The organism is Providencia sp. PROV223 (assembly GCF_028479245.1).
GTDB lineage: Bacteria > Pseudomonadota > Gammaproteobacteria > Enterobacterales > Enterobacteriaceae > Providencia > Providencia rettgeri.
In genome coordinates this window covers 73,639-94,797 of record NZ_JAMPNG010000007.1, presented here as the reverse complement: position 1 = coordinate 94,797, position 21,159 = coordinate 73,639, and the positions used below count along the sequence as shown (strand labels likewise).

The following is a 21,159-nucleotide window of genomic DNA, read 5'->3' as shown; positions in this document are numbered from 1 at the left end:
ACATATTTAGCGCCATTTAGGCCCAAAAACGGTTGATTTGCTCACGTAATGCTTCTGCCGTTTTTTTACCCTTATCGCCCACTAATGCACGGCCAGCAATAAAGGCTTTGGCCTTGATACCGTTAAATAAATGGATATCCTCCGGCACGATACCGCCAGTAATGGACAGTTCTAGCCCTAAATCAGACAGTTTTCGCATTTTTTCGATATCTTCATTGGTCCAGCCAATACCGGCGAGTTCAGCATCGCGGGAGCGGTGGTAAATCGCTTGGGAAATACCTAAATCGACCCAATTTTTGGCATCTTCAAAAGTCCAATTACCATAAATTTCAATTTGGATCTCACGATTAAACTCATCGGCAACTTTTTTGCAGGCAGCAATAGTGGCAATATGCGCCGCGGCTGAGACTGTGATCCAATCTGCTCCTGCTTCAAATGCCATTCTCGATAAAATGGCTCCCCCATCGGTGGTTTTCATATCGCAAACCAGAATGTGATTAGGGTATTTTTGACGTAAAGTAGAGACCGCATTCATGCCATCAGCGAACGCTAAAATTGTACCCACCTCAATAATATCAACGAAAGTGTGTACATTTTCAGCTACTTCGAGTGCAGCAGGTAAGTTGGTTTGGTCTAATGCAATTTGGATCAAAGGCTTTGTCATTGTGATTGTCCTAAAATATTTTCATGGATTAGACGCGCAAGGCCATCACCGTTATTATCTGTAGCACAGATAGCATTCGCATGGGATTTCACCGTGTCATCGGCATTTTTCATTGCTACGCCTAGGCCCGCTAGCTCAATCATGGAGATATCGTTGTGGTTATCACCAACAGCGATAACTTGGTTTGAGTTATAACCCTGAGAGTTAAGATATTCTGCTAAACGCGTTCCTTTGTTATTGCCTTTTGCGGCAAAGTCGAAACGGTTTGACCATGATTTTTCGGCATTAAAAGTTTGTTTAATCCAAGGGGAATTTAAGAAACGTTCTAACGTAGACGGTTCACCTTCGACGACGAACTTCCAAATATAGTCAGCCTGCTGGACTTGTTCTTCAAATGAATCAATGCGATAAATTTTCGGTGGATGAGCCATGGTTGGGTCGTTAGCCCACTGTTCCATTGCACTCATGTAATCGATAGGGTCGATTTTTGAATACACCATGGCATCGGTGATGTACATCACCATTTTCAGTTTATCGTTCTGTGCTAATTCGATGAATGTCAGTGCATTCTCTTTGGTAAGGGCATTGTGCGTGATAACTTTTTCATTTTGGTAATCATAGATATAAGTACCATTGCAACAAATAATCGGCGTAGTTAGCCCGAGTTCATCATAGTAGGGACGGGCAGCAGTATGGTGGCGACCAGTGACTATCATGACGTGGCATTGTTTTGCTGCTTGTTGAATGGCTTGTTTGACTGCAGGGTGGATCGTATGTTCTTGAGTTAAAGCCGTTCCATCCAAATCAAGCGCTAATACGTTATACATAGTTGATTACCTCTATCGCTAATTAATGATTTTCTTTTATTTTCATTAAATTAGCATAATGCTTGATCAATAACCTGATAAACATCATCAATCGTGCGGCAACGGCGTAGTTTTTCAAGATCAACGCCGGTTTCACTGTCTTCATCATCGAGAACACGAGTGACTTCCATCAGACCTTCCATATGTTCATCGGATGAACTGCCTGCCAAGGTGATAAGTACGTCAACAGGCTCATCTTCGCCATCAAAAACAATCGGTTTTTCCAGTGTGACTAAAGCAAAAGCGGTTTTTAGTACCCCGTCTTCAGGCCTTGCGTGAGGAAGCGCTAAATTAGGTGCGATACAAATATAAGGCCCAAGTTTTTCAATACTGTTGATAATTGCTTTATGATAGCTAGGTTTTATCGCACCTGAAGCGATGAGCAAGTCTGTGCCTATCTTAATGGCATCACGCCAGTTATCAGCGGATGCTTGTAGCTGTATCGAATTATTGTCGATTAATGATTGTTTAAATCCCATCATTGCCTTCCTATTTTTATACATTAAGTGAATAGATACCGTTATGAGCGATATCTATACCCATGAGTGATGCTATTTATTCCCTATAAAATTGGTATGTATGATATCGAGTAGTTCATCACCAAATGAGTTGGGGTTGAGCATATTTTGTACGCCAAGAATGAATTTACCATCACCCGGATCCATTTCTGCACTAAGGTGTTTAGAGGAAACGATAATATCAGTTGCTGGTAATTTCGATTTATAATCGGAGACTGCACAAGAATCCATCACATGAGGAATGCCTTTCTTTTCGAGGTACTGGCCAATTTTCATTTTCATCATCATGGACGAGCCTTGTCCATTGCCGCAAACCGCTAAGATACGTACAGGCTTAGTACCATTATGTTCAATAGATGCAGCTTCGACTTCTTCATTGGTTTCCATTTCAGTTTCGATTGGGTTTTGTGCATCTTCTTCGGCGCGAAGTTTCTTTGCAGCAAAATACATATAGACAAGGGAGAGGGCGACAACGACAAAGAAGAACATTTTAGAGAAGGACAAACCTTGCATAATGACAGGGAAGGCGAGGGCCCAGTCGGCCATACCCATCCAACCACTAAAGTCCGTACCTTGGCTATTAATTAAGCTGATTGCCCAAGCTGAACCCAATACTTCAATGATACCCATCACGAAACACACTTTCATGACGGCTTTCCAACCCCCAAAATGGTTGGCAAAAATACCGATAGTGGCGTTCGAGAAGAACATAGGGATAAAGCCTGGAATGATCATAATGGGGGAGTTGAATGCCAACATACCGAGTACCGCAACAAATTGCCCGATAGCACCCCACATAAAACCAAATACCATGGCATTAGGGGAGAATGCATAGATAGCGGCGCAGTCAATCGCAAGAACAGCATTGGGGATCACGCGCTCTGAAATACCTTTGAAAGCTTCAGATAATTCAGCGACAAACATGCGTACACCGGTAACAATGATTTGGATGGCAACGGCAAATTTTAAACCCGTTTCAATGATATAAATAGTCCAGTGAGTGGTACCTGCCATGGTTTGTAGGTTGGGAATGCCAAAAGAAATCAGAATAACGCCAAAGAATAAGGTCATCACAATGGCGGTGGCGGAAATGCTGTCATGGAATATATGCAACCATTTGGGCAGTTTTAAATTATCTACGCTGTCTTTTTTATCGCCCAGTTTCGGAGCAACTTTGGTTGCTATCCATGAGGCAAATTGTTGCTGATGACCAATTGAGAATCCGGCTCCACCCGTCACTTCTTGCGTCGGTTTAAACATAATATTGGAAGAAATCCCCCAATACAGCGCCATTAATACCGCAGAATAAATAATGGTTTCCCACATGCTCGTCCCGAGTACAAAATAGAAAACAGCGATCAAGCCTGCTTGTTGAAACATAATATGCCCTGTCAGCATAATGGTACGAATACCGGTGACGCGGCGGAAAAGGACTAAAAGAATATTAATTGCGAGAGCTAACAACACGGTATAGCCCACCCATGAATAGTTATCTCCCATCGCTTCCATGGTGGCCATCATTGATGTATATGGGTCAATAACTGACCCTGTAAGTCCATGGTATTCAGACATTTTTTCGATGACGGGTTTAAAACTGGACACTAAGGTACTGGCACCCACGCCAACTAGCATAAAACCAACAATCGTTTTGATTGTCCCTTTGAGGATTGTCGTGCCATCGCGCTTTAATAGCCAATAACCGATAAATGTGACTAAGCCTAATAATAGAGGCGCTTTTGTCATTACTTGGCTGTAAAAAATATAGAAAGCGTCGTATAAAAAATCCATATTTTTACCTCTAATCAAATTGTATTTGTAATTTATCTGGGTCAGAGATTAATCATATTGATCGTATCTGGTGTTATTGCGATATAATCATTTAAAGCGACTAATCAGTCTCGCAAAAATCAAATGTGATCATATGTAATCATCAATTGCTCTTTTTTGATTGTTCTCATTTGTGCGTTTTTTTACCAGCAAAAAAATAAATAAATGGCGACCTGATCACGTAAAATTTAAAATTATCTTATATATCAATAGAGTAAATTTATATTTGTCAAATGTTGTTTTTTTACCTGAGCAAAGGTTGACAATAGTAAGTGAGATAAATAGAATCAAAACCAATCACCAATAATCATTTTGAATCATAATCCATCATCAAGGTGATTATTAACTAATAAGGCGATGATTATGAATGAAGTGCAAAGACACAATGAAATATTGTCGTTATTGGAAACACATCGAGTGATCAATGTTTCTCATATTACCGAACAATTTAGTGTGTCTCCTGCAACAGCTCGTCGTGATATTTCAAAGTTAGATGAGCAAGGTAAATTGCGGAAAATCCGTAATGGCGCTGAACGTATTGAAAATAAAAAACGTAAGTGGACACCGTTAAACATTAACAGTACCGAGCACTATGAAGAAAAAGCTGAAATCGCAATTAGAGCGGCAGCGCTTTGTCTTCCTGGGGAAAGCGCTGTTATTAACTGTGGTTCTACCGCGTTTATGTTAGGGCAGCAATTATGCGGGAAAAACGTACAAATTGTGACTAATTATTTTCCATTAGCGAGCTATTTGATTGACCAAGACCATGATGACGTAATTCTAATAGGTGGGCAGTATAACAAAGCACAAAACATTTTTTTGAATCCGGCTTTGAACACGTTAATGGGTTATGCAGGTAACTGGATGTTCACATCAGGGAAAGGGTTAACAGAGGCTGGCTTATATAAAGCTGACATGCTAACTGCGGTAGCAGAACAACAAATGCTTGACCAAATTGATAAATTAGTCGTTGTTGTAGACAGTTCAAAAGTGGGTCATCGAACCGGGATGTTATTTTGCCCAGCTAATAAGATAGATGTTCTTATCACTGGAAGAAATGCCAACTCTGAGGTTATCAAAGCGATTGCTGCACAGGGCACGCGAGTGATACTGGTTTAATTCCACCGTCTACCTAATTTTTAAAACTTAAACCAATTCAGCCTTCATGCCTTAATTTCTCGATTAAGGCATCAGGCTCCCTACATCTAAAATTCTTGAAAAAGGTATTATGACTATGAGCAAAGTTAATGAAATCACACGTGAATCTTGGATTTTAAGTACATTTCCTGAGTGGGGGACATGGCTAAATGAAGAAATTGAAAAAACGGTTGTTGAACCTAATACCTTTTCAATGTGGTGGCTAGGATGCACAGGGATTTGGTTAAAAAGTGAGGGAAATACCAATGTTTGCATTGATTTTTGGTGTGGAACAGGGAAAAAAACACAAAAAAATCCATTGATGAATAAGCAACACCAAATGATGCGCATGGGGGGAGTTGAAGCGCTACAACCAAACTTACGAACCGCAATTTTCCCTTTAGACCCGTTTGCCATTAAAGAAGTTGATGCGATTCTAGCCTCTCATGACCATGCTGACCATATTGATGTGAATGTGGCGGCGGCGGTAATGCAAAATTGCGGCGACCACGTTAAATTTATTGGTCCTCAAGCCTGTGTAGATTTATGGATTAAGTGGGGCGTACCAGTAGAGCGTTGTGTAGTCGCCAAAGTTGGCGATGTACTGGAAGTAGGGGATATGAAAATTCGTGTGTTAGATTCATTTGACCGCACAGCATTGGTGACATTGCCACAGGGTGTTTCTTCCACTGATAAGCAAATTTTAGATGGCATGGATTCTCGTGCGGTGAACTACTTGATAGAAACAACTGGCGGCTCTATTTATCATTCCGGCGATTCACATTATTCAAACTATTATGCGGCGCATGGTAACCGTTACAATATTGATGTCGCACTGCTTTCTTTTGGCGAAAACCCACGTGGTGTGACGGATAAAATGACGTCATCGGATATTTTACGTGCAGCAGAATCATTAGATTGTGAGCGGGTTATTCCATTCCACCATGATATTTGGGCAAACTTCCAAAATGACCCGCGTGAAATAGAAGTGTTGTGGAATATGAAAAAAGAGCGTTTGCAATATAAATTTGCCCCGTTCTTCTGGCAAGTGGGTGGGAGATATACTTATCCAACAGATAAAGACCGCATGCATTATCAACATTTCCGTGGCTTTAGTGATATTTTCAAAAATGAACCTGAATTACCATATAAAGCATTTTTATAAATAATTGGTTTGTTAAGAAAAGCAGAAGGGGAAACTTTTCTGCTTTTTTATTTGGACTTAATAACGAAAAAAACCGTCACCATGAAGTGACGGTTTAAGTGATTGAATTAGAAATTATTCTTTTTCGGTTAAGATAAACATGCCGTATGGGTGGATCTGCAAATAAAGTTTATCCCCAATAGTGGGTTGCAACTGCGTCGCATTAATTTGCAGTAACATAGATTGACCGTGCCAATCAACAGTGACCTCGTATTGAGGTCCCATATAAGCAACGTGAGTAACTGTGCAGCATTGGCTATCTTCGCCTTGCAAACTCAGTGTGATGGCTTCAGGACGAACCCCCACAGTCACCGCAGTTTTATCTGTAACAAACTGCTCTGGACGCGGTAAACGATAATTGAAAATATCCACCGAGTCAGCGCTAAGAGTTGCAGGGAAAATATTTGCATCCCCCATAAAGCTCGCCATAAATTTTGACGCTGGCTGGCGGTATAGCTCTTGCGGTGAACCTAACTGCATGATTTTCCCTTTATTCATCACTAGAACCATATCCGAAACCGCAAAAGCCTCGCTTTGGTCATGGGTGACATATAAAGAGGTGATATTGAACTGTTGCTGTAACTCACGAATTTTTTCACGCATGCTACGACGCAAATTTGCATCCAAGTTACTTAATGGCTCATCAAATAATAGCACTTTAGGCTTGAGTATCAATGCACGAGCTAAGGCTACACGCTGCTGCTGACCTCCAGAAATTTGGTCAACGAAACGGTCAGCAAAGCCGGCCAAATCCACTAACTCCAATGCTTCATCAACCCGCTTTTTAATTTCCGCTTTGGGTAAGCCTAACATTTTTAAGCCATAACCGACGTTATCCCCTAACGACATATGTGGGAATAGGGCGTAGGATTGGAAAACCATACAAATATCACGCTGTTGAATTGAACGGTCAGTAACATCTTCACCATCAATAAACATACGGCCTTCGGTGGGTTTTTCTAACCCTGCGACAAGGCGTAATACGGTGGTTTTACCACAGCCGGATGGGCCGAGTAGGGTGACCATGCTGCCTTGTGGAATAGAAAGACTTAAATCATCGATGACGGTATTGTTGCCAAAGCGTTTAGTCACATTTTTTAGTTCAACAAAATTATGTTGTGTCATGTCAGTTACTCCGTGATTACTCTGCATTTTTGGCTTTGGAACGTGAAACACGGGCTTCGCCAATCAAATAGTCAAATAAGAAAATAATTGCCAGCATTACGACAATCAGGATTGAGCCATAGGCAATGGCAACGCCATATTCACCGTCTTCTACACGGTTCAAAATATAGGCTGTAGCGACGCGAGTATCAGGAGTAACCAAGAATACAATCGCACTGACCGTGGTGATCGCACGGACAAAACTATAGATCAGCGCTGATAAAATGGCTGGGCGCAACAATGGCAGTAAGATAAAGAAGATGGTACGCATTGAACCCGCTCGTAAGCTGAGTGATGCTTCATCCAACGATTTATCAATTTGGCCTAAGCCTGCAATACCTGCACGGATCCCGACAGGAACGTTACGCATGGTCATTGATATAATAACGATAGCGGCAGTTCCCGTTAAATAAAACGGGGAATCGTTAAAGGCTAAGATGTATGACACGCCCGCAACTGTTCCTGGTACGGCAAAGCACAGCATCGTGGTAAATTCGATAGTCTTTTTACCGCGGAACTCTTGGCGAACTACGATATAGGCAATTAATAAACCGAGGATCGCGGTGATGGGGGCGGCAATACCGGCGTACAGAAGGGTATCTAACAATGATGGCCACGCACCATCGCTCATTCCTTGGCCGAATAATTTAATAAAGTTATCGAAGGTTAAGGTGTAATCAACACCCCAGTTAACTGTAAAGCTACCGTAGAAAATACTGCCGTACAACAATACGTTAAATGCAACCCAAATCGCTAAGAAAGTGGTCACAGTGGCAATTAATGACGTTGGTAAAGGCTGAACATCACCACGGTAAGATTTCCCTGATACGGTGACATAGGAACGTTTACCTATCCACATATACTGTACGCAGAACACTAATAGTGAGAACACTAATAATGACGCACCTAAGGTACTGGCAGCTTGATAATCTAATTGGGAGCCGGTGATATAGAAGTAAATTTGCGTCGCGAGTACGTCGAAGTTACCGCCTAGAACCAATGGATTACTAAAGTCAGCCAGCGATTGTACGATAACGATTAAAAATGCGTTTGCCAGTGCAGGCTTCAGTAATGGCATAAACACATTAAAGAACGTTTGGTAGCGGTTTGCCCGCAGTGTGTACGACGCTTCTTCTAATGATGGATGAATGGTTTTAATTGCCCCATCTAAAATCATAAATGACATAGGGGTAAATGCGAGGACTTGAGCCAACCAAATACCGGTGAAGCCATATAACCAGTTGGTATTTTCAAGGCCCATATAGGCGGCAAGAAACTCAGTAATATAGCCTGAGCGCCCCATCATCAACGTGACCCCTAGACCGACAACGAAGGGGGGTGTGACAATAGGTAAAATAGAAAACACGCGACCAATAATAGCGGAGCGTTTGGCGATGCGTGAAGTATAAATGGCTAAAATCAAACCAAAGAAAGTACAACCAGCACCTACGGCCAATGATAAAAATACTGAGTTAATAATAACTTGGACAATATGCGATTGCGTCAAAATTGCCACAAAGGCGAATGGTGCAAAGTCCCCATTTCCATCAGTAAACATCGGAATGAAAATAGCGACACTTGGGAACACAATGAATAGGGCTATTAAGGCCACAACGGTGATCAGCGAGCCAATAACGAATTGGTCTCCACCGAGCCACTCAAGTCGAGTTAACGCCAGTGTCATCACCATACCCAAGGCGATAAATAGTACAATAGTTGAGTAACCTAACCCTTTTCCTTCAAAATAGGAGGTTAAGATCACCACGGCTGCGGTGACAACCGCCACGCCAATATCGAAATAATAGCGGGTTTTATGGTAACGATCCGCTGGTGTTAACGGGCGAATAAATAAAATAGAAGGCAATAAATACCAGAGCCAGCTAATGTTTAGGCTGCTCCAACCATAAGCCGCTATGATTTCGTCTTGTGTTGAGTCAAGTACACCATAGTCTAAGCTCCAAGAAGGCAGCAACGCGAAACCTAGCCAAGCAATCAGTAGCCAAAAGAATATACTATCCTTTTTGTTTGGAGCCGATAAGGTTAGGGTTTGAGACATAGTTCCCCCTAAGCTCGTCATATTTTGCGCTGTCACGGTGTTGGCTTCATTCCGTTACCCTCATCTAGGGATAACGTCACTTGCCGCTTAGTGACAACTCAAATTATTCAGAGCTTAATTAAATTTAATTTTTATTTTAGTTTAGTAAGAGCTCAGTGCGGTGGATGGCCACCGCACGAGATAGCTATTTGCTCATTTTGACTTCTGTTACCCATTTATTGATAAGGTTCTTACGGACATCAGCATCACCGTATTTGTCCATATCGTAATTAATTAGGTTTAACTCATTGAGTTTTAAAGAAATAGGAGATGACTCAGCTGTCGTATTGGTTAAGATTTGGTAAGATTTTCCTTCTTTCCAACTTAACTCTTGGGCTTCTTTCGATAAGACGAAATCAACAAACAGTTTCGCGTTATCCATATTGCGTGCATTTTTCAGGATACTGATCCCGCCAATTTCATAGCCAGTACCTTCGCATGGTGCGATAAGCTCTAATGGCGCGCCATTTTCCACTTCTAATGAATAATCATGTAAAAAGCCAATACCAATGGCCGACTCACCGCGAGCGGCGTTACGTGCTGGGGCAATACCTGACTTAGTATATTGAGAGATATTTGAGTTTAATTTTTTCAGGTAATCAAAGGCTTGCTCATTACCCCATAATTGGTCGAAAGTGGCTAATGCGGTATAAGCGGTTCCTGAACTTTGTGGATCGGCAATTTGAATTTCGCCTTTATATTCAGGTTTGGTTAAATCTTTCCAGCAAGTTGGGATAGGTAACCCTTTCTCTTTTAGGCGGTCTTTGTTAACGCCAAACCCTAAAATACCGATGTAAACTGCGGAAGAGTAATTACCTTTACGTTTTGCAGGGTCTTGGAATTGTGGCATGATTTCAGCCAGATTTGGCGATTTGTATGGTTCAAGTAAATCCATTTCCCCTGCTTGTGAATGTGGGTCTAATGTACCGCCGTACCACACGTCAGCTTGTGGGTTTCGTTTTTCAGCTTCGATTTTGGCTAACGTACTGCCAGAACCATTACGTACAAAGGTGGTTTTGACATCATATTTCTTAGCAAAAGCTTGTGTTTCAGTTTCACACATGGCGTTAGTGGCGCTACAGTAAACAACTAAACGGCCCGCAGCATTTGCAGTGGTAGTAATAGCTGCAAGGGATAAGCCTGCAGCAACAAGCGTAGAGAGAGTTTTCAGTTTCATTGTCAGTCCTTTATTCAGGTTTTATTATCAGAGGGTGAAACAGTGCCCGCCAAATGCTCTCGTTTGCTGACATTGGCAATCAATAGAGGCATTAGCAGTAATCCCATCAAAGCCGCGGCACTGGCAAGTAAGGAAAACATGCCTGACCAACCATAATGTGCAATGACTTGAGAGAGTGGCCACCCGGCAATCGCCGCCCCTAAATAGGCGTACAAACCGAGATAACCTGTTACCGCTCCAGCTGCTTTTTTATGACAATATTCTGTTGCAGCTAGACCGATTAACATTTGTGGTCCAAAAACAAAAAATCCAATCGCAAAGAAGCATGCAGCCAATAAAGCATAGTGATGAATTGGCGTTAACCATAAGGCACTTACTGAGACACAAAGACCCAATGAAAACAGCAGGATCATAGGCGCTCGTTGGCCACGAAACAGAATATCAGAGCCCCAACCAGAGCAGAGTGCCCCTAATAATCCGCCCAGCTCAAATAACGATAATGTTGCATTCGCACTGAGTAAATTGGTGCCATGTTTCTCTGTTAACCATAGATTTCCCCAATCATTTATCGCCATGCGAATGAGATAAACCAAAATATAGGAGAAGCCCAGTAACCAAATCATACGGTTAAAAATGATGGCATCTTTTAATATCACTAGCATTGGCATTGGCGGCGATAAGCGCTCTTGGCGCAACTCCAAAACATCGTGTCGCCACTGCCCAACGCTTGGAAGCTGCTCTTCTTGCGGTGTGCCACGTAATTGACGACATAACCACAGCCCAATAATGACACCAATAACACCAGGGACAATTAAGGCCATTTGCCAACTGTATTGGGTCGCCAATAATGCGGTAAGCAAGGGCAGTAACATTCCCCCAAGGTTGATGGAGATATTCCATAATCCCCACCAAAAGCCACGTTCATTACGTGAATACCAATGCGTTAGAATGCGTGCACAAGGCGGCCAACCCCAACCTTGGAAAAAGCCATTTAATGTCCAAACAATTAATAACGCTGGAAACGATAAGCAATAGGCAAAAATGATGTTGAGTAACCCCGTCATCACTAAGCCAACCCCCATAAACCAACGGTATCCTGTAATATCGTGGAAAATCCCTGAAAGAAACTTGGAGATTCCGTAAGTCAAATAAAACGACGTCGCTATCCAACCTATGTCACTTTTATCGAGAAACAGTTCGTTTTGCATAACAGGCATCACGAAGTTAAAACTCTTTCGTGTGAGGTAAAAAGTGGCATAACCAATAATCATTGATAGCATTAAGCGGCGACGCCAAAAACGATATGTGTTATCCAGACTCAACGTGTCTTTACCTGTCATAGGGCGGTTTCTCTTGTTAAGGAAAATGTAATCAAGTTTTTAACAAAAAGGATGAGAGAAGGTATTAGAGGGCTAGGAATTATTCCTAGTTTTGCGATGTTTTATCTTAAAATGTGGGCAAGTTAACACTTATTTGTGTTCCGTTTTGGGTTGTTAATGTCCAATCACCACCTAAGGCTCGAACTCGCTCCTCAATACCGCGCAACCCAAAGCCACTAGTGCGTTTGCTAAATGGAATGCCGACGCCATTATCATTAACAACAAGCTGGATCGAGTCACCTATTTGCTTAAGAGATATGTGGATTTGTGTGGCTTTTGCATGTTTACTGATATTGTTAAGTAACTCTTGGACGAGGCGATAAAGCGTAAACAACACTGTTTCATTGATCGGTGTTGTTTGTAAGCCATAATGAAAGTGGCATTGAATATTATTCTGTGGAAAAGAAAATTCAGCAATTAAGTGTGTTAGTGCATTTTCAAGCGACATTTCATCTAACACAGGAGGGCGCAACTGGCGCAATAATTGCCGCGTAGATTGATGAATTTGTTGCGCTAATTCATTTATTTGACTTGCTGCTTGGTGGCTGATGTCATCTGTTGCTGTTTTTTTCACTAACATCGACTGAATTTGAATCGCGGTGATATTTTGCCCAATTTCATCATGCAGCTCACGGGCAATCGCTTTTTTGATATCTTCTTCGGTATGCACGAGCTGCAACATTAAGTCGCGCCGTGTTTTTAGTTCTTCTTCTAAGCGTTGGCGATAACGTTGTAGGTTACTCGCCAGCTGTTTTTGTCGGCTAATTGCTATCCCAAGGCCAATACCAATTAAGGCTTGAGTGCTGAGAAACATTTCTAATTCTTCTAAATCAGCAAATGCACCGTGAAATTGCCGGGCAAAAGTAATGATTAAACTACCTAATAATGCAGAAAGTACGCCACCTTGCCAGCCATAACGATAAGCCATAAAAACGTTAGGAATAAACACCAGTAAGACAATTAACCGTTCAATTTCGGGAGCAAAAAATACTTGGGCGCTGAGCCCAACGACACAAAATAGAAAACACCAAACAATTAAAGAGGTTCGTAATTGCTTATCTGGCGTCCCATAATCAAGGAGCATTTGGTAGTGCTGTTCGTGTAGATATTCATAAATAAGGTAAACAAAAGGAGAAAGCAGTATCCCTCCGGTGAATGTTGTTAGGAATAATTGGCTAATGGAATAAGATGATAACCCACTGAATAATAAAGCATGTAATACACTATTTGCCGCAACGCCTGCGAGTAATAATAATAACCGCTGCCAATATAACGTATAACGCCACCAGATATTTTGAATAACAAAAGCAACACCGAGACTTAATAACGGTGATAACAGTAAAATAGGTTGGAAGAGAAGTTGCTCTGATGATAACCAAAAATTTAATATCCCTTCGCTAAGTAGCAGTGTTGGCCAGTAGCGTCGCCAAAGGATAATCATCAATGCTAGGCGTAAGCCTTGCGGCAGAAATAAAGTTGCCTGAAAACTGTTTTGACTTAAATAAAAGCCGATGATCCACAACCCAATCCATAACAGCGAATAAGTAAAAAATAAGAAGATGGATTGCAGCGTTAACCGTAAGCTTTTATTCATGCCTAAATTACCGTGAAATTAGATTATGTTCTAGCGCGTAGTGAACAAGGTCGATGGTATTTTCGCATTGCAATTTGCCTAATATATTTGCGCGGTGAACGTGCACGGTTTTATGGCTTAATTCAAGTTGCTCTGCGATCACTTTTACACTCAAGCCAGCAACTAATAAATCAAATACTTCCCGTTCCCGAGGTGTCAATTCATGTAGGCTTTGCTGTTGTTGAGGTGAGTGGCGTAGTGCTCGCATAGCATCGGAACATAAGTAGCAGCCGCCTTGGTGGACAGAGCGAACAGCTTGCACTAACTCTTCAGGGCCACAACGTTTAGTTAAATACGCGCTGGCTCCCGCATCTAAAGCACTTTGCACAAAGGCTGGGGTATCATAAATGCTCAATATAATGGTGCGAAAATCAGGCTTTTTTTGACGTAAACGTGATAAAAGCTGTAAACCGTTTTCATCTGGCATCGATATATCCATGATGGCGACATCGATATCCAAATTAAGCAAATTAGGCCAAGCTTCTTGGGCATTCGCATATTGCCCAACAACAGAAATATCGGGTTCCAGTGTTAAAAGTTGAGCGAAACCAGAACGCACAACCACGTGGTCATCAACTAAAGCGATTTTTATCATATTTTTTATCAATTTGATGAGTAGGATATTGGGAAATCTTATATCAATATCGAGAAAGATTAGCTACCAGCAGAATGTAAAATTCTGTTGTTCATCCATAATGACGAGCAATTTTTTTATTGGGGTAAAATTTTCACGCAAACTTATTCATATTGAATAATAAATGACCAAAAAACAAGGTGTATAAAAATAGCGACAGACGCCACTTTGGGGTGTCGCCAAAAGGAGACATTTATCTTATTGATAAATATAGATTTATAAATTTGATGTTTAGGGTGTCTTAAATTAGCGACAATATTGAGAAAGAGATAAACCGTTTCAGTGTATCCAGAATCACTGAATAGACGGTAAAAAATAAATTGTCTTATTTTTTAATGTGTTAAAAAATAAATTGAAAAGTTGGCACGGCATGTGCATAATAATATTCAGTTGCTCATTCAACTTCTTATGTAGGTCCAAAATTAGTTGGGTACATACCACATAAACCAAGAATGACGCCAAAGTAAGGTGCCTACCGTCCAACAGCACAGATATTCGCCTTCGGGCCTTATCAAACACAGGGCGACACGTGGAGTGAGGCACCACCTATATAATTATCTTTAATGTAAAGACATAATTATATAAAAGCAGTAACCATCAGAATCAGAGTAGTTGTTATCGCTGGCGGGGTAAAGGTAAGTTCTTTATCCCGCCTTCCTATTTTATGCCCACCATAATGCCCGTCATACTTTGTACCACAGCGTTGTTGGCTGCTCTCGTCTACCCGAATCACATACTTATAGAGATATCTTCACTTGGCGCCTAGCTGCAATCCGAATTATTTAGGGCATAGCTGAGTGTTTTATTTTTAAAGCAAAAACTAAAGAAAAGACGAAAGAATTCATTTAATAAGACCTATCGATTCTTTTATGCTTTCGTTTATGCGAAAAAGGAACATCCGGAGCGATGAACATACCTATCTGAAAATTATCATTTTTTACCAATTAAATTGGCACGTTCATTGCTTTTAGTTGTTACACTTAGTCTGATTTTAACGCTATGGGACACATAATTTGGATTGTGCTTTTCGCATGACAAAGAGTTCTGCTACCATTGCAATACGTTGAATGGGTATGAGATGAATGTATTGAGTAAATGGCGTTTTTTCCCGCGCTCCTTGCGCCAACTCGTTGTTATGGCATTTTGGCTTGTACTACTTCCTTTATTAGTACTCGCTTACCAGGCATATCAAAGTCTGGAGCAACTTAGTAACCAAGCTGCCAATATCAATAAAACCACGTTGCTTGACGCACGGCGTAGTGAAGTGATGAGTAGTCTCGCCTTAGAAATGGAACGGAGCTATCGTCAATATTGTGTGTTACAAGATCCCACCTTGCAAACGCAATATCAGAAACAGTTTGCAGATTATCAGCAAATGTTCGAGCGTCAGAAAACAATCTTACCCACTTCGTCAGACACCTCCGCATTGACTAACACTTTGGATGCACTTAAAACGGTCGCTTGTGAAAACAATGAGCCGACAGAAAAAATTACACGAGCTTTAGAACAGTTTTCTGCCGAAAATGCCTCATTAGTGCAAGAAACTCGTGATGTGATTTTTAGCCGTGGAGAACAGTTACAAAAAGCAATTGCGAATAAAGGTCAATTATTTGGCTGGCAGAGCTTAATTTTATTCTTATTAAGCGCTTTACTAGTTGCATTATTCACAAGGATGATTATTGGCCCAGTTAAAGCTATCGAACGAATGATTAACCGTCTTGGAACTGGACGCACGATAGCCAATAATATTGAGCGCTTTAAAGGCCCTAGGGAATTACGGACAATTGCGCAGCGTATTATTTGGTTAAGTGAGCGATTAGCATGGCTTGAATCACAGCGTCATGAATTTCTTCGCCATATTTCACATGAATTAAAAACACCTCTTGCAAGTATGCGTGAAGGAACGGAGTTACTTGCTGATGAGGTAGCTGGACCATTAACGGTGTCTCAAAAAGAAGTTGTAGAAATTTTGGATCACAGTAGTAAGCATCTTCAGCAACTTATTGAGCAATTACTTGACTATAATCGTAAGCTTGTAGATGACCCACCAGAAGCACAGATTGTTGATTTACAAAAGCTCATTGAAGATATTGTCAAAGCACATAACTTACCCGCACGGGCTAAAAACATCAAAACAGAAGTGCGTTTAAAAGTGGATAGCTGTTTAGCTGAACCCTCACTTCTTGGGCGAGTTATTGATAATATCTATTCCAATGCGGTGCACTATGGCGGCGAATCAGGTAATATTTGGATCTCTAGTCGCCAAACAGGCAATAAATTGCTAATTGAAGTTGCGAATACGGGTACGCCAATTCCTGAATCTGAGCAAAGCATGATTTTTGAACCTTTTTATCAAGGCTCATTACAAAGAAAAGGTGCTGTTAAAGGAAGTGGGCTAGGGCTAAGTATTGCGCAAGATTGTATTAAACAAATGGGGGGCGAGCTTTCTCTTGTTCCCACTAAATCAGCAGATGTCTGTTTTAGAATTGAACTGCCTCTAACCGCAGAGAATGAATAATGGTAAATCGGTCTACAGGTGTTTGGGCGGTACTTTACCGTAACGCATCGTTAAGTAAAAATAATCGAAGAGTACCTTATGTGATGAGACGTACAGGGCTCAATTTTGGGGCGGTCTTATTTTCCCTAATCTTAAGTGGATGTGTCGCTAAAAATGGCCAGTCACCGCTCGAAACTCTAGCGCAAGTCGTTGTGCCTGAGGTAAAAGTTACGGACTATCGGTATACATCATGTGAAACGATCTGGAACAATGACCAACCTACTGCACGGGAAAACGCGCTATTTTGGTTGCGAATGATGGATTGTGCCGATCGTACTGAAACCAGTCAAGCACGTGAGGAAGCAGGTAAAATCGAGGTAACAAACTGGTCGAGTGCATTTCAACAGAATATTTTGTTGAATTCTGCAGATCCGTCTATTGCTGAACGTCGCAAAATGCTGGATAGCATTAATACGTATAGTTTGAATTTTCCAACAGCAGTACGGCCATTATTGCAATTATGGCGTGAGCAACAGGTGCAAATTATCAACTTGTCAGATGCGGGGGCTCGTTATAAGCGCCTACAACAAGAAATGGATACAAAGCTCGACCGCTTGAAAGAAGATAATGCTAAATTGGCTTTCGAACTGAATACGACCTCCCGTAAGCTTGAAAACTTAACGGATATTGAACGTCAGCTTTCTTCTCGTAAGAAAAGCACGAACGAAACCGAAAAAGAGGTAGAAAATGGGGTTGAAGGAGATAAACCTATTTCCTCTGAAGAGCCAAAGCCTGATAGCAGCGCATCTTCTCCAGTAGAGCAAAATTCATCGGAGAATGAACAAAAATGACGAATCGTAAGTCAGCAAATTTGTTACTAGTTGACGATGACCCAAGTCTTCTGAAACTGTTAGGTATGCGTTTGAGTAGTGAAGGCTTTAAAGTCACTACCGCAGAGAGCGGCCCTGAAGCGCTAAAAATCTTACAAAAAGAAAAATTAGATTTAGTGATCAGTGATTTACGTATGGATGAAATGGATGGCATGGCGCTTTTCGATGAGATACAAAAAGCCCATCCAAACATGCCTGTCATTATATTAACAGCTCATGGCTCGATTCCTGATGCCGTCGCGGCAACACAACGAGGCGTATTTAGTTTTTTAACTAAGCCAGTCGACAAAGACGCATTATATAAAGCGATTGATGAAGCACTCGCGCTCTCTTCAACACCCATAAGTGATGAAGAGTGGAGCTCTGGTATTGTCACACGTAGCCCCTTAATGATACGCCTGTTAGAACAAGCGCATATGGTGGCACAATCTGATGTTAGCGTATTGATTAACGGGCAAAGTGGTACAGGTAAAGAGGTTTTAGCGCAGGCGATTCATAAAGCTAGCCCTAGGGCGCGTAAGCCGTTTATTGCCATTAACTGTGGTGCACTACCTGAACAATTATTAGAGTCTGAACTATTTGGGCATGCAAAAGGCGCCTTTACTGGCGCAGTTAGTAATCGCGAAGGGTTATTCTTTGCAGCCAGTGGTGGGACGTTATTTTTAGATGAAATTGGTGATATGCCAATGCCATTGCAGGTTAAATTACTGCGGGTATTGCAAGAGCGCAAAGTTCGTCCTTTAGGTAGCAACCGTGATTTAGATATTGATGTACGTATTCTGTCTGCAACTCACCGTAACCTACCAAAAGCAATGGAAAAAAATGAGTTTCGTGAGGATCTTTACTATCGTTTAAATGTGGTCAACTTACGTATTCCTGCGTTAAATGAACGTTCAGAAGATATTCCATTATTAGCTAATCATCTATTGCGTGAAGCTGCATCACGTCATAAACCGTTTGTACGTAGTTTTTCCAGTGATGCAATGAAATGCTTAATAACAGCGAGCTGGCCGGGCAATGTCCGTCAATTAGTGAATGTGATTGAACAGTGTGTAGCATTAACGACGTCTCCTGTTATAAGCGAAGCACTGGTTAGCCAAGCACTTCAAGGTGAAAATACGGCGCTACCAACATTTGTTGAAGCTCGCAATCAGTTCGAATTGAATTATCTACGTAAGTTATTACAAATGACGAAAGGAAATGTTACCCAAGCTGCCCGAATGGCAGGACGAAACCGTACAGAATTTTATAAATTACTTGGCCGTCATGATTTAGAAGCTAATGATTTTAAAGAATAAATAAGTATTATTTACCACATGGTTGTTATCGATTACATTATGTGGAATAAGGCAATTCATATTCACGCTCCGGGAGAAAAAATACCTTATGAGCCGTAAGCTTAATATTTCACTAGCACAACTTAATTGGTTAGTCGGTGACATCGAAGGCAACTGCGATCGCATGCTGCAAGTTGTGAATGAACAAGCACCAAACACAGATATTGTCATGTTTTCAGAGCTGTCTTTGACAGGGTATCCACCAGAAGATTTAATTTTCCGAGCTGATTTCGAGGACCGCTGTTTAGTACAACTCGACCGTTTGCAAAAAGCCAGCCAAGAAACGGCGATTATTGTTGGTCACCCATGGTATGAAGGGGATGATATCTATAATGCGCTGTCCTTTTTCTATCAAGGCAAATTGCACGCTCGCTATTTTAAACAAGAGTTGCCAAATTATGGTGTGTTTGATGAACCCCGTTATTTCACTGCAGATGAAAAATCCTGTGTTGTTGAATTTAAAGGTTATCAGCTCGGTTTATTAATTTGTGAAGATATTTGGTATGACGAGCCAGTAGATGCAGTTAAAGGGGCGGGTGCTGAAATATTATTAACCATCAATGCATCTCCTTATGATATTCATAAAGAACATATTCGAACCGACTTATTAGTCGAACATTGCAAACGCACTCATATGCCAATTGTGTATCTCAACCAAGTGGGTGGGCAAGATGAATTGGTGTTTGATGGTGGCTCAAAAGTCATTGCAAATAAAGGTAAACAAATCTTTAAATTGGCAGAATTTAAAGAGCAAGTTATCACAGTTCAATTTGATGAACTTGCATTGGTGAGCGAAGGTAGCGTATTTATTGAGAATGACCCAGTTGCTCAGGTATACCAAGCTTTAGTTATGTCAACTCGTGACTACATCAATAAAAATGGTTTTAATGGTGCAATTTTAGGGCTATCAGGCGGTATTGACTCAGGGCTAACGGTGGCTATTGCGGTTGATGCTATAGGGAAAGAGCATGTGCAAGCTGTCATGATGCCATTCCGCTATACTTCTGAAATGAGTATTCACGACGCTAAAGAGCAAGCTGATTTGCTTGGGGTTGAATTCGATATCGTATCCATCGAACCGATGTTTGATGCCTTTATGGCTCAGTTAACGCCGATGTTTGAAGGAACCGCGGTTGATACCACTGAGGAAAACTTACAAGCACGTTGCCGAGCGGTTATTTTAATGGCAATGTCAAATAAACGTCGTCGCTTAGTGTTGACTACCAGTAATAAAAGTGAATCTGCTGTTGGTTATTCAACATTATATGGCGATATGGCAGGTGGTTTTGATGTGTTAAAAGATGTGCCTAAAACCCTTGTTTTTGAGTTAGCTAAATATCGTAATACATTATCTCCAGCAATTCCTCAACGTGTGATTGATAGGCCACCGTCAGCAGAACTTGCTCCAGGGCAATTAGATCAAGACAGCTTGCCGCCTTATGATGTGTTAGATGCATTATTGGAAGGCTACGTGGAAAAAGACTTGTCAGTTAATGATTTAATCAAACTTGGTTTTGATAAAGACGTGGTACGAAAAGTTGTACGTCTTGTTGATATTAATGAATATAAACGCCGTCAGGCTCCTGTTGGGCCACGTATTACGATGCGTAATTTCGGTAAAGATCGCCGCTATCCGATCACCTCAGGTTTTGGCCGTAAAAACTGGTCATAACAGGAATTATTTATGAAAAAAATTGATGCAATTATAAAGCCATTCAAACTTGATGATGTTCGTGAAGCATTGGCTGAAGTGGGTATTACCGGAATGACGGTAACTGAAGTGAAAGGCTTTGGACGTCAAAAAGGGCATACTGAGCTTTACCGTGGTGCAGAGTATATGGTTGATTTTTTACCTAAGGTTAAAATTGAAATTGTTGTCCCTGATGACATTGTTGAAAACTGTGTCGAAACCATTATGCAAACGGCCCAAACGGGCAAAATTGGCGATGGGAAGATCTTTGTTTATGATGTAGCTCGAGTGATCCGTATTCGGACTGGTGAGCAAGATGAAGAAGCGATTTAATAAATTACGTTATGTGAAAAAGCGGTAACGGAAAATACACAGGAATGGGATTAGAATTGTGTATTTATTATGCGAGTCCGTTACCGCTAAATTTAGAAAAATGGCAAACACTTA

At 41.2% G+C, this 21,159-nt stretch carries 17 protein-coding genes; 7 read left to right on the top strand and 10 right to left on the bottom strand.

What is annotated here, in order from left to right; genetic code table 11:
• Positions 1 to 16: 16 nt before the first annotated feature.
• The 4 genes from PR767_RS10310 to PR767_RS10295 form a co-directional block, all read right to left on the bottom strand.
• The gene (locus PR767_RS10310) at positions 17 to 664 is read right to left on the bottom strand and encodes a 3-keto-L-gulonate-6-phosphate decarboxylase UlaD (RefSeq protein ID WP_109911456.1); all 648 of its coding nucleotides are present in this window, start codon (positions 662 to 664) and stop codon (positions 17 to 19) included.
• Positions 661 to 1,491, bottom strand: coding sequence for a Cof-type HAD-IIB family hydrolase (locus PR767_RS10305; protein ID WP_109911457.1), 831 nt, complete (start codon positions 1,489 to 1,491; stop codon positions 661 to 663). Before PR767_RS10305 ends, PR767_RS10310 begins: the two co-directional genes overlap by 4 nt.
• 50 nt (positions 1,492 to 1,541) lie before the next feature.
• Entirely contained in the window at positions 1,542 to 2,009 is a 468-nt protein-coding gene (locus PR767_RS10300; RefSeq protein ID WP_109911458.1) for a PTS sugar transporter subunit IIA, read from the bottom strand.
• Positions 2,010 to 2,081: 72 nt separating this feature from the next.
• Positions 2,082 to 3,836: a PTS ascorbate-specific subunit IIBC gene (locus PR767_RS10295; RefSeq protein ID WP_109911459.1), complete on the bottom strand. Its 1,755-nt coding sequence runs from the start codon at positions 3,834 to 3,836 to the stop codon at positions 2,082 to 2,084.
• 402 nt (positions 3,837 to 4,238) lie between these two features.
• Between PR767_RS10295 and ulaR the strand changes: the two genes are divergently transcribed.
• Positions 4,239 to 4,994 carry an HTH-type transcriptional regulator UlaR gene (gene ulaR / locus PR767_RS10290; protein ID WP_238562712.1) on the top strand — a complete coding sequence of 252 codons (756 nt, stop codon included), beginning with the start codon at positions 4,239 to 4,241 and terminating at the stop codon, positions 4,992 to 4,994.
• 115 nt (positions 4,995 to 5,109) lie between these two features.
• A complete protein-coding gene (gene ulaG / locus PR767_RS10285) occupies positions 5,110 to 6,177 on the top strand; it encodes an L-ascorbate 6-phosphate lactonase (RefSeq protein WP_110732038.1) in 1,068 nt (355 codons plus the stop codon).
• A gap of 114 nt (positions 6,178 to 6,291) precedes the next feature.
• On the opposite strand, the gene fbpC is transcribed toward ulaG, so the two are convergent.
• From fbpC to PR767_RS10255, 6 genes are all read right to left on the bottom strand, one after another.
• Complete coding sequence (fbpC, locus tag PR767_RS10280; RefSeq protein WP_272520261.1) at positions 6,292 to 7,341, bottom strand: ferric ABC transporter ATP-binding protein; 1,050 nt, start codon at positions 7,339 to 7,341, stop codon at positions 6,292 to 6,294.
• 16 nt (positions 7,342 to 7,357) lie between these two features.
• Positions 7,358 to 9,436: an ABC transporter permease gene (locus tag PR767_RS10275; protein WP_272520260.1), complete on the bottom strand. Its 2,079-nt coding sequence runs from the start codon at positions 9,434 to 9,436 to the stop codon at positions 7,358 to 7,360.
• 184 nt (positions 9,437 to 9,620) lie between these two features.
• A complete protein-coding gene (locus PR767_RS10270; protein ID WP_004912741.1) occupies positions 9,621 to 10,652 on the bottom strand; it encodes an ABC transporter substrate-binding protein in 1,032 nt (343 codons plus the stop codon).
• Between the two features lie 14 nt (positions 10,653 to 10,666).
• Entirely contained in the window at positions 10,667 to 12,019 is a 1,353-nt protein-coding gene (uhpC, locus tag PR767_RS10265; RefSeq protein ID WP_226537939.1) for an MFS transporter family glucose-6-phosphate receptor UhpC, read from the bottom strand.
• A 79-nt stretch (positions 12,020 to 12,098) separates the two neighbouring features.
• Entirely contained in the window at positions 12,099 to 13,625 is a 1,527-nt protein-coding gene (locus tag PR767_RS10260) for an MASE1 domain-containing sensor histidine kinase (RefSeq protein ID WP_109911465.1), read from the bottom strand.
• 7 nt (positions 13,626 to 13,632) lie between these two features.
• Positions 13,633 to 14,259, bottom strand: coding sequence for a response regulator transcription factor (locus PR767_RS10255; RefSeq protein ID WP_109911466.1), 627 nt, complete (start codon positions 14,257 to 14,259; stop codon positions 13,633 to 13,635).
• A gap of 1,117 nt (positions 14,260 to 15,376) precedes the next feature.
• On the opposite strand from PR767_RS10255, the gene PR767_RS10250 reads away from it, so the two are divergent.
• The 5 genes from PR767_RS10250 to glnB all read left to right on the top strand — a co-directional run bounded on the left by PR767_RS10250 (position 15,377) and on the right by glnB (position 21,045).
• The gene (locus PR767_RS10250; RefSeq protein ID WP_004912732.1) at positions 15,377 to 16,816 is read left to right on the top strand and encodes a sensor histidine kinase; all 1,440 of its coding nucleotides are present in this window, start codon (positions 15,377 to 15,379) and stop codon (positions 16,814 to 16,816) included.
• Positions 16,816 to 17,646 (top strand): two-component system QseEF-associated lipoprotein QseG, encoded by an 831-nt coding sequence (gene qseG / locus PR767_RS10245; RefSeq protein ID WP_109911468.1) that lies wholly within the window; start codon positions 16,816 to 16,818, stop codon positions 17,644 to 17,646. The genes PR767_RS10250 and qseG overlap by 1 nt, the downstream gene beginning before the upstream one ends.
• Positions 17,643 to 18,983 carry a two-component system response regulator GlrR gene (glrR, locus tag PR767_RS10240; protein WP_004912726.1) on the top strand — a complete coding sequence of 447 codons (1,341 nt, stop codon included), beginning with the start codon at positions 17,643 to 17,645 and terminating at the stop codon, positions 18,981 to 18,983. Before qseG ends, glrR begins: the two co-directional genes overlap by 4 nt.
• Positions 18,984 to 19,071: 88 nt before the next feature.
• Positions 19,072 to 20,694 carry an NAD+ synthase gene (locus tag PR767_RS10235; RefSeq protein ID WP_272520259.1) on the top strand — a complete coding sequence of 541 codons (1,623 nt, stop codon included), beginning with the start codon at positions 19,072 to 19,074 and terminating at the stop codon, positions 20,692 to 20,694.
• 12 nt (positions 20,695 to 20,706) lie between these two features.
• The gene (gene glnB / locus PR767_RS10230) at positions 20,707 to 21,045 is read left to right on the top strand and encodes a nitrogen regulatory protein P-II (RefSeq protein WP_004912721.1); all 339 of its coding nucleotides are present in this window, start codon (positions 20,707 to 20,709) and stop codon (positions 21,043 to 21,045) included.
• The last annotated feature ends 114 nt before the right edge of the window (positions 21,046 to 21,159 follow it).

Excerpts from the sequence above, each read along its gene's own strand:
- PR767_RS10310 (WP_109911456.1), bottom strand. The coding sequence starts at position 664 with ATGACAAAGCCTTTGATCCAAATTGCATTAGACCAAACCAACTTACCT.
- PR767_RS10305 (WP_109911457.1), bottom strand. The coding sequence starts at position 1,491 with ATGTATAACGTATTAGCGCTTGATTTGGATGGAACGGCTTTAACTCAA.
- PR767_RS10300 (WP_109911458.1), bottom strand. The coding sequence starts at position 2,009 with ATGGGATTTAAACAATCATTAATCGACAATAATTCGATACAGCTACAA.
- PR767_RS10295 (WP_109911459.1), bottom strand. The coding sequence starts at position 3,836 with ATGGATTTTTTATACGACGCTTTCTATATTTTTTACAGCCAAGTAATG.
- ulaR (WP_238562712.1), top strand. The coding sequence starts at position 4,239 with ATGAATGAAGTGCAAAGACACAATGAAATATTGTCGTTATTGGAAACA.
- ulaG (WP_110732038.1), top strand. The coding sequence starts at position 5,110 with ATGAGCAAAGTTAATGAAATCACACGTGAATCTTGGATTTTAAGTACA.
- fbpC (WP_272520261.1), bottom strand. The coding sequence starts at position 7,341 with ATGACACAACATAATTTTGTTGAACTAAAAAATGTGACTAAACGCTTT.
- PR767_RS10275 (WP_272520260.1), bottom strand. The coding sequence starts at position 9,436 with ATGTCTCAAACCCTAACCTTATCGGCTCCAAACAAAAAGGATAGTATA.
- PR767_RS10270 (WP_004912741.1), bottom strand. The coding sequence starts at position 10,652 with ATGAAACTGAAAACTCTCTCTACGCTTGTTGCTGCAGGCTTATCCCTT.
- PR767_RS10260 (WP_109911465.1), bottom strand. The coding sequence starts at position 13,625 with ATGAATAAAAGCTTACGGTTAACGCTGCAATCCATCTTCTTATTTTTT.
- PR767_RS10255 (WP_109911466.1), bottom strand. The coding sequence starts at position 14,259 with ATGATAAAAATCGCTTTAGTTGATGACCACGTGGTTGTGCGTTCTGGT.
- PR767_RS10250 (WP_004912732.1), top strand. The coding sequence starts at position 15,377 with ATGAATGTATTGAGTAAATGGCGTTTTTTCCCGCGCTCCTTGCGCCAA.
- qseG (WP_109911468.1), top strand. The coding sequence starts at position 16,816 with ATGGTAAATCGGTCTACAGGTGTTTGGGCGGTACTTTACCGTAACGCA.
- glrR (WP_004912726.1), top strand. The coding sequence starts at position 17,643 with ATGACGAATCGTAAGTCAGCAAATTTGTTACTAGTTGACGATGACCCA.
- PR767_RS10235 (WP_272520259.1), top strand. The coding sequence starts at position 19,072 with ATGAGCCGTAAGCTTAATATTTCACTAGCACAACTTAATTGGTTAGTC.
- glnB (WP_004912721.1), top strand. The coding sequence starts at position 20,707 with ATGAAAAAAATTGATGCAATTATAAAGCCATTCAAACTTGATGATGTT.